Here is an 8316-nt window from a genome sequence, read left to right as displayed (position 1 = left end):
TCGGTGTCGTACTCCGGCCGCACCTCGGCGACCATCCGCACCGCACGACGGCGCAGCTCAAGCGGGTAAGGGGAAGGACGTGCCATGACTCGATCCTCTCAAATGATCGAGTCCCTACCGAACCCGGAACGGTTCAATCACCTTGACTGACGCGCTGCCACTCGTTCATGGACTGCTCGATGAGACGGTTCGCCTGCTCTCGAAGGCCGTCAAGGAACTTGGCGTAGTGGCGAAAGAGAACCTCGATGCTCTGGCCGGCGCGGCGGGCGCACTCGGCCGGGTCCACTCCGGAGTAGAGCCAGAACGAGATCCCGGCGTGACGGAGATCGTAAGGCCGCTTGGCCAGGCGAGAAGTGCGCTCAGTACGGGTCAGGGCGTATTCCCGGGCCCTCGCCCATGTGATGCCGTAGGCGGCAGCGTCCACGTAGTTGCCAGCCTGGTTCCGGAAAAGTCGACCGTCAGGTGCCACGTCGAACCTACGGCGACATGACCCTAGACAAGTCACATCGTTGCAGGTCAGGGGCACTCTCCGCTTATTTGATCAAGCCTCGGACACCCCACCTCGCGAAAGCGCGAGGTTAGACGGGCGTGTGCTGTGCTGTACGGCGCGGTCTGGTTGAGCGGATCCATCCGGCGACGGGTGTCCACTGCGTGTACCTGGCAGGGGACGCAACGAACAATGATGCGGTTGTAGAGCGGCTTGGGTGGCGAAGAATACGGCGGGCCTGTAGGTTCTCAATTTCAGTGTCAGGCGCCGACCCTGTGACCTGGATATTTCCCTTGAGTCTCACGTTGTGTCGGCAGGCGGCTGTCTCAGATCGGTGTCATTTCCTCAGGCTGTCCAGCAGGCTGCAACGCGGCCCGGGGCGTCACGAACCTGCATCGGCAACCATCCGTTCCACCCACTCACACACCTTCGTTGCACACGAACGTCCCGAGCGTCGTCGCTGACAAGCGCCTGCGGGACTACGGACGGGTTGATCAGCCCATAATTGGAGTCAGTGCCGAGCGACCCGGCGCATCGCACCCGCCCCGGGTGCACTCACCGCGATCGGAGAGCATCGTGAAGAACAGCGCGTTGTGGCGAGTGGTTGACAACGAGAGTGGTACCCAGTCCATCGTCAGCTCGCCCTCCGAGGCGGTCGCGTTCGTCAACAGCCGATTCGACACCGCTGACGACGACGAGCCGTTCAGCATCACCGAGGTCGGTCCTCTCCTTCCGAAGCCGCTCGGGGTCATCACTGCATGGGCTGCCGAGAAGGACGGCGAGCGAACCGACGGGCGTACTGCCCCGATCACCATCAGGCCGGTTGTGACGGACAACGCCAGCGAGTGCGATGACGTCGTGCTCTGGGGCGACGTGTACGTCTCCTGGGACCACGACATGTACACCGTCGAGGAGCCGGACAGCTCCGAGTACAGCGAGGCTTACAGCGCGGCCGAGTTGAGCGCGATCCTCGACGAGTACGCCGATGACTACGAGTACGCGCCTGAAGGGCCTGAAGGGCCCGACAGCCACAGGTGGCCGAAACCGGAAGAGTTGATCACCTACGGCGCCCAGGAGTGCGCCAAGCGGTTCGGGCACCTCGACGACGACGCCCTGCTGTGGCTCGCTGCCACCCGCATCACGCTCGCCGTGTGGCGCAACACACCCGTCGAGAACTGGCATGCCGGGAAGAGTCCGCTGCACGACGGCACAATGATGCGGATCAACGCGGCAACCACCCGACTCGTGCGCTCGATGCTGTCGTTCGACCATGTCGACTGGATCGGTCTCGGTCTCGCGATCGTCAACCCGTCCCGGGTTCTACCGACGGGGCAGTCTGTGCTCGAGCTCGGGCTGGCCTGCCACAACCTTGACGACCCGGCACACGAGGATGATCCGCGCGTAGAACTCGCGGAGATGGCACAGGTCGCGATCTCATGGGGGCGAAGGTACTGCCTTAGCGAGAAGGAGTTCGGTCTGCGAACCCTGGTCGAATCCTTGTGCGCGTTCGACAACGGCTGGTTCGGAGCACCGAGTTGGGGGCGCATCGTCGATCGGTTCCTTACGGCTGTCGACGACCGGGAGAATGCGCACTGGCGCATACACCGGGACAAGCCTTGGTTCGACGGGTGGTTCACCAACCGGCCGGCCGACATTGCGGACACCACGGAATTTCGTCGGCTGCTCCTTGCCGGGCCCGACCTGCTGTCCGAGGAGGCCGCCGAATGGTGCGTGGATGGCGCCATCGGCTACGTCTGTCAGGACGACCACGCAAACGGCTGCCCACTGTGCGGTATCCCGCTGGCAACGGAGTCCTCAAACGAGTGACGGCAGTGGCCAGCGATTCTCAATCCCGTGTCAGTTTGTCCAGTCACATGACATCGCGACTGAGAAAATGACACGGGATCTGAGAACCTACAGGGCCGCTTCATGTCCGTCGACACGATCTACCCGCCGATGCTGGCAGCACTGGAGGAAGACGTATGACCGAGCAAACGGCACAAGAGCGACCGGGCATCGCAGCCGCGATCGTGGTACAGGACGGCGCCGTGCTCATGGTTCGCCGCCGGGTCGCGGAAGGTCAACTGTCTTGGCAGTTCCCGGCGGGCGAGATCGAGGGGACGGAGACCCCTGAACAAGCAGCCGTGCGAGAGACGAGCGAAGAGGTCGGCATGGAGGTGACCGCTCTCAAGGTCCTCGGAGAACGGGTTCACCCCAAGACTGGCCGGAAGATGACCTACGTGGCCTGTGTCGTAGAGTCCGGCGCTCCTTACGTGGCGGACGACGATGAACTGGCTGAGGTGGCATGGGTCCGGCATGCCCAGATTCCCGCGTACGTGCCATACGGCCTCTTCGACGCGGTGCAGGTATATCTCGACGCCGCACTGAGCCGGTAACACCTCGGTGCGTGCTGCGGACGGAGGACGAGGCAGCTTCGGGTAATCAGACCGCCCTCCCGACGAGCTAAGGAACTGGTCGTGGACACTGAAATCGGCCTGATCTGCCTGCGGTTGGTTAGCGTGGCTTCGCCATTGCCTCGTCGACCAAGTGTTCACTCATGGAGTGCCAGAGCTTCAGGTTGTATAACTCTCGTGCCACCTTCGTGTCTCCCGCGGACCGCGCTCCGCGGCCGACGTCTCATTTGTGTGCGTCCGGTGGCGTAAGACGCTGCCGCCATGGGTGGTCCGGCACGGTTACTGCGATGGCGTTCGCCAACCAAATGCGTTGAGGTTCGCCGAGCAGCGGCAGTACCGCTTCGAAGTCTGTCTCATCCTTCTCCCGAGTCGCCTTCGCCTTGTAGTAGAGCTGCACCTCGGGCGCCAGGTAGGGGATACCAGTCCCGCTTCTTCGTCCCAACCGCTCGATCGGAAGCCGGATCCGTGGGGTACGCCGAGAGACCCAATGGGTGCCCTCCGCCTCGTCCAGCATGAGCTGCACGGACCAGGGTGCCTCAGAGGGCTTCTCGAAACCGAGTGTGGGGTTGGGGGTTCCGTACGGGTGTGCTGTTCAGGTGATTGTGGCCGCGCGGGGGCATGAAGGCAGGGCCTCTCGGTAGCACAGAGGGTGTCTACGCCACTGCTCACCGGGAGGCCCTGTTGCCGCAGTTGTATCGGTCGGCTGTGAATGAGTCCATTCCGGACACGCGGACGTGTGACTGCTTCGCCCATGCGTACGGCAACGCCGCGGACAATCCGTCCGGTGGGCATTGCTATCCGACCGACATGAGGGACGCGGAGTGGGCGGCGGTCCGCGACATGATCCCGAAGCCCGCGTGGGCCGGGGGCCGGGGCGGCCGGCCGGAGGAGTACTGCCACCGGGACATACTCGACGCGATCCGGTATGTGGTGGACAACGGCGTGAAGTGGCCTGCGCTGCCTGCCAATTACCCGCCGTGGAAGGCGGTGCACCGGTTCTTCACCCGGTGGCGGAAGCAGGGGCTGACCGGCGAGTTCCACGGCCGGCTCCGCGCCGCGACCCGTGAAGCTCAGGGCCGGGATGCGGAGCCGACGGCGGGGGCGATCGACTCGCAGTCCGCGCGCGGCACGTCCACGGTCGAGGCCGCCACCAGCGACTATGACGGCGGGAAGAAGATCAAGGGGCGCAAGCGGCACATCGTGGTGGACACCCTCGGCCTGATCCTGGCGGTCATGGTCACCCCCGCCTCGACGGGGGACCGGGACGCCGCCCAGGACCTCCTGGCCCAGGCCACCAGGCGGCATCACCGGCTCAGGCGCGTATGGGCAGACAGCGGATACACCGGCATGCTGGTGGGCTGGTGCGCGACCGCCCTGAACCTGATGCTGACCGTCATCCGCCGCAGCGACGACCACAAAGGCTTCGTTGTGCTGCCCAAACGGTGGATCGTCGAGCGGACGTTCGCCTGGCTCACCCGCTCCCGGCGCCTGGCCCGAGACTACGAGCGGCTGCCCGCGTCGTCGGAGGCGATGATCCTGTGGTCGATGACCATGGTCATGACCCGCCGCCTCGGCCGTCGCCGCAGGCGAACCGGCCCGGTGCCGGCTCGTGCGCCCATCCCCGCGCAACGAGCCGCTTGAGCTTGCACCGCACGCCCTCGACCTTCGCAGGAACCACCTCCAGCCCCAACAAGGCAGTGATCTCACGGCAGTTCAGTGGCTGACCGCCCGTGACGCGGCGTTCGGCCAGCAGGCCCATGACCTGCTGATATTCCGGCGCCAACACCGCGGCCGACAGCCCCTCCCGCCAGACCGGAACCAGCGATCCGGGCTTCACCGCTGACGGCGTCCTGGCCTCGTTCCCTTCCGGCGGCTTCCCCGCCACAGCCTCCTGGCCTGCGGTCTCACTCGCGTCCCACACCTCACCGACCCGCCTGCGGGCGATCAGCCACTCGTCCCACTCCGACTGCGCCGCCTCCAGTTCGGCCTGCAACTCCTCCACCCGCTTCCGGGCCGCACGTTCCCGCTCCTCCAGCCGCCCCAACACCGACGCCATCACACACCTCCAGCACGCCACCTCCACGGACGCACCGGACCTACCTCACCCACCCCGGCATCATGCCTGACCAGCACAAACTCAGCCACCACACTCGGTTTCGAGAAGCCCTCTGAGGTGTCCCGACACGCTCCCGCGTTCGCCACCGCCCTACGCGGATACAAGCAGTCCCTGGATGCCGGCGACGAGGCCACCGCCGCTGCGGTGATGGCCTGGCTCGGCGGCCAGCCGCACGTCGCCGCAGCCGCCCGGCGCAGTGCAGGCGTCCGCGGCGACCTCGACCACTTCGGTGCCTTCGGCTTCCTGCAGGGCCTGCTCACCGTGCTGAGGGATGCCGGGCACGCCGGCCTCGTCCTCGTCCTGGATGAAGTAGAAACCCTGCAACGGGTCCGCTCCGACGCCCGCGACAAGGCACTCAACGCGCTGCGGCAGCTCATCGACGAGGTCCACTCCGGCCGCTTCCCCGGCCTGTACCTCGTCATCACCGGAACGCCCGCCTTCTACGACGGGCAGCAGGGCGTCCAGCGTCTGGCACCGCTCGCCCAGCGTCTGGCCACCGACTTCACCACCGACCCCCGCTTCGACAACCCGCGGGCCGTCCAGATCCGGCTGCCCGGATGCACCGAGGCATCACTGACCGGCCTGGGCACCACCATCCGCGACCTGTACGCCGAAGGCTCCCAGTCTCCCGACCGGATCAAGCAGCTCGCCGACGACGCCTACCTCACAGACCTGGCCCGGGCTGTGGGTGGGGCACTGGGCGGGAAGGTCGGAGTCGCACCGCGGTTGTACCTGAAGAAACTCGTCGGCGACGTACTCGATCGAATCGACCAGTTCCCCGACTTCGACCCACGCACGCACTACAAGCTGACCGTGGCCAGCGATGATCTCACCGCCACCGAACGGAACTTCGCCACGCCCGCACCAGCCGCCTCGGCGGACGACCTCGACCTCTGACGACCCAGTTTCCAAAGTCCCGAACTCTGACGAACAGCCCTGGAGTTACAGACGTGCAGGAGCAGCCTCGCGGCACCGATCCGCTGGAGCGCCTCGACCCGGTAGTCCTGCACCACATCGTCAACACGCTCGGGTGGCCCGATCTGCGCCCCCTGCAGAAGGCATCCGTGCACCCGCTGATGGACGGCGAGGACGCAGTCCTGCTCGCGCCGACGGCAGGCGGGAAAACGGAGGCCGCCACCTTCCCCCTGTTGTCCGCCATGCGAGAGCAGCACTGGACTGGCACCTCCGTCCTCTACCTGGCCCCGCTCAAGGCGCTCCTGAACAACCTGGTGCACCGGGTCGACAGCTACGCCCAGTGGGTGGGGCGCCGAGCCGCCCTCTGGCACGGCGACACCCCTGAGTCCGTACGTCGTCGCATTCGCACCGAATCCCCCGACTTCCTGCTCACCACACCCGAGTCCCTCGAAGCGATGCTCATCAGCGTCAAGACCGACCACGCACACATGCTGGGCCGGGTGCGTGCCGTCGTCGTCGATAAGGTGCACGCCTTCGCCGGGGACGACCGCGGCTGGCACCTGCTCGCCGTACTCGAACGCCTGGAACGGCTCGCCGGCCACCGCATCCAGCGCATCGGCCTGTCCGCCACAGTCGGCAACCCCGACACCCTGCTCACCTGGCTCCAGGGCGCACGCCCCGCCGACCGCCCCGGCCGGGTCGTCGCCCCCGGCGTCACTCTGCCCGCCACAACCGGCACCACCGAACTTCCACGCCCCGCAGGAGAGGTGGAGCTCGACTACGTCGGATCGCTCGCCAACGCCGCCAAGGTGATCTCCGCCCTGCACCGGGGCGAGAAACGGCTCGTCTTCTGCGACTCCCGCAAGCAGGTGGAAGAACTCGGTGCGGCATTGCGCGCCCGTGACGTCACCGTGTTCCTCTCACACGCCTCGCTGTCCACCGACGAACGCGCACGCTCCGAGCAGGCATTCGCCGAAGCCCGCGACTGCGTCATCGTCTCCACCTCCACCCTCGAACTCGGCATCGACGTCGGCGACCTCGATCGCGTCATCCAGATCGACTCCCCCGACACAGTGGCCTCGTTCCTGCAGCGCATCGGCCGCACCGGGCGTCGCGCCGGCACATCCCGCAACTGCCTGTTCCTCGCCACCCGGCCCGACACCCTGCTCCAAGCCGCCGGCCTGCTCACTCTGTGGGCCCGTGGCTGGGTGGAACCCGTCACCCCGCCCCCCTCACCACGCCATCTCGTCGCCCAGCAGCTCCTCGCCGTCACCCTGCAGGAACACCGCGTCGGTGACCGGCTGTGGCCCGAGCAGTGGAACGGCCTGGCTCCCTTCGACCAGTCCGCCGTACCCATCCTGTCGCACCTGGTCGCGGAAGGCTTCCTCGACAGCGACGGCGGCATGCTATTCATCGGCTCCGAAGCCGAGAAGCACTTCGGCCGCCGGCACTTCATGGAGCTGACCGCCTCCTTCACCGCACCCCCCGAGTTCACGGTGCTCGCTGGACGCAGCGAGATCGGCACCACCGACCCCACCGTCCTCACCGAAGAACGACCAGGCCCGCGCCGCCTGCTGCTGGCCGGCCGCAGCTGGCAGGTCACGTTCATCGACTGGGCCCGACGCCGTGCCTTCGTGGAACCCGTCGAGGACGGCGGCATCGCCAAATGGCAGGGCAGCGAAGCCCGCGGGCTGTCCTACGTCCTCACCCGCGCCATGCGCGACGTCCTGCTCGGCACCGACCCCGACGTCCGCCTCACCCGCCGCGCCGTCGCGGCCCTCGCTGAACTCCGCATGGACCGCGCACCCCACGAAGTTCACCCGGCGGGCACCCTGCTGGTCCGCGACGCCGACGCCACCCGCTGGTGGACCTGGGCCGGGTACCGCGCCAACGCCACCCTCACCGCCTCCCTCGGCAACCTCGCCGACCCCGTACAGCGCCCCACGGACACCCATATCCGGCTCCGCCAGGACCTCTCCCCCACCGACTGGAAGACCGCCCGCGCCGAACTCCCCGACTCCCTCACCCTGCCCACCGTGGACCCGCGGGCAGTCCGCGGCCTCAAGTTCTCGGCGGCCCTCCCGCCCCGCATCGCCACCACCACCCTCGCCGAACGCCTCGCCGACTTCGACGGCGCCCTCGCCGCAGCCCGCGAGCCCGTACGGATGGAATGGGGCACCTGAACAACCCGGAACACAGGCGAATTTTCGGGTGGCTGAGGTCCTTCTTGGCCTGGAGGACGCTCGCGCTTGTCTCGATGTCGATGCGGTGTCCGGTGCCGTCTACCCACCTAGTAGGACTCCGTTAGGTTGCTCTGGCTCTTGGGTTCTGGCTGGTGGCGGAGGTTCTGGGCAGGGGGCGGTGGCAGGTGGTGCAGGTGCCGG

At 67.0% G+C, this 8316-nt stretch carries 7 protein-coding genes and 1 pseudogene; 5 read left to right on the top strand and 3 right to left on the bottom strand.

Annotation, left to right across the window (positions count from 1 at the left end; translation table 11 throughout):
- Positions 1 to 133 precede the first annotated feature (133 nt).
- Positions 134 to 424: a hypothetical protein gene (locus ACFV9M_RS41405; protein WP_385079428.1), complete on the bottom strand. Its 291-nt coding sequence runs from the start codon at positions 422 to 424 to the stop codon at positions 134 to 136.
- Between the two features lie 639 nt (positions 425 to 1063).
- On the opposite strand from ACFV9M_RS41405, the gene ACFV9M_RS41400 reads away from it, so the two are divergent.
- On the top strand, positions 1064 to 2314 hold the full coding sequence (locus ACFV9M_RS41400; RefSeq protein ID WP_385079425.1) for a hypothetical protein: 1251 nt from the start codon (positions 1064 to 1066) through the stop codon (positions 2312 to 2314).
- A gap of 155 nt (positions 2315 to 2469) precedes the next feature.
- Positions 2470 to 2883 (top strand): NUDIX hydrolase, encoded by a 414-nt coding sequence (locus ACFV9M_RS41395; RefSeq protein ID WP_040896670.1) that lies wholly within the window; start codon positions 2470 to 2472, stop codon positions 2881 to 2883.
- A 241-nt stretch (positions 2884 to 3124) separates the two neighbouring features.
- Here ACFV9M_RS41395 and ACFV9M_RS41390 read toward each other — a convergent pair whose 3' ends face one another.
- Positions 3125 to 3424, bottom strand: coding sequence for a hypothetical protein (locus ACFV9M_RS41390; protein WP_385079423.1), 300 nt, complete (start codon positions 3422 to 3424; stop codon positions 3125 to 3127).
- 284 nt (positions 3425 to 3708) lie between these two features.
- On the opposite strand from ACFV9M_RS41390, the gene ACFV9M_RS41385 reads away from it, so the two are divergent.
- The gene (locus ACFV9M_RS41385) at positions 3709 to 4542 is read left to right on the top strand and encodes an IS5 family transposase (RefSeq protein WP_385079420.1); all 834 of its coding nucleotides are present in this window, start codon (positions 3709 to 3711) and stop codon (positions 4540 to 4542) included.
- On the opposite strand, the gene ACFV9M_RS41380 is transcribed toward ACFV9M_RS41385, so the two are convergent.
- On the bottom strand, positions 4457 to 4957 hold the full coding sequence (locus tag ACFV9M_RS41380) for a hypothetical protein (protein WP_385079418.1): 501 nt from the start codon (positions 4955 to 4957) through the stop codon (positions 4457 to 4459). The two genes, ACFV9M_RS41385 and ACFV9M_RS41380, sit on opposite strands and share 86 nt — an antisense overlap.
- A 111-nt stretch (positions 4958 to 5068) precedes the next feature.
- On the opposite strand from ACFV9M_RS41380, the pseudogene brxD reads away from it, so the two are divergent.
- A pseudogene (gene brxD / locus ACFV9M_RS41375) lies at positions 5069 to 5914 on the top strand (BREX system ATP-binding protein BrxD); the annotation flags it as partial.
- Between the two features lie 53 nt (positions 5915 to 5967).
- On the top strand, positions 5968 to 8115 hold the full coding sequence (locus tag ACFV9M_RS41370) for a DEAD/DEAH box helicase (RefSeq protein ID WP_385079415.1): 2148 nt from the start codon (positions 5968 to 5970) through the stop codon (positions 8113 to 8115).
- Positions 8116 to 8316 lie beyond the last annotated feature (201 nt).

Source organism: Streptomyces sp. NPDC059895 (assembly GCF_042731035.1).
In the GTDB taxonomy this organism is placed as follows: domain Bacteria; phylum Actinomycetota; class Actinomycetes; order Streptomycetales; family Streptomycetaceae; genus Streptomyces.
The sequence above is the reverse complement of the archived record's forward strand: the minus strand, read 5'-3'. Positions and strand labels throughout refer to the sequence as shown.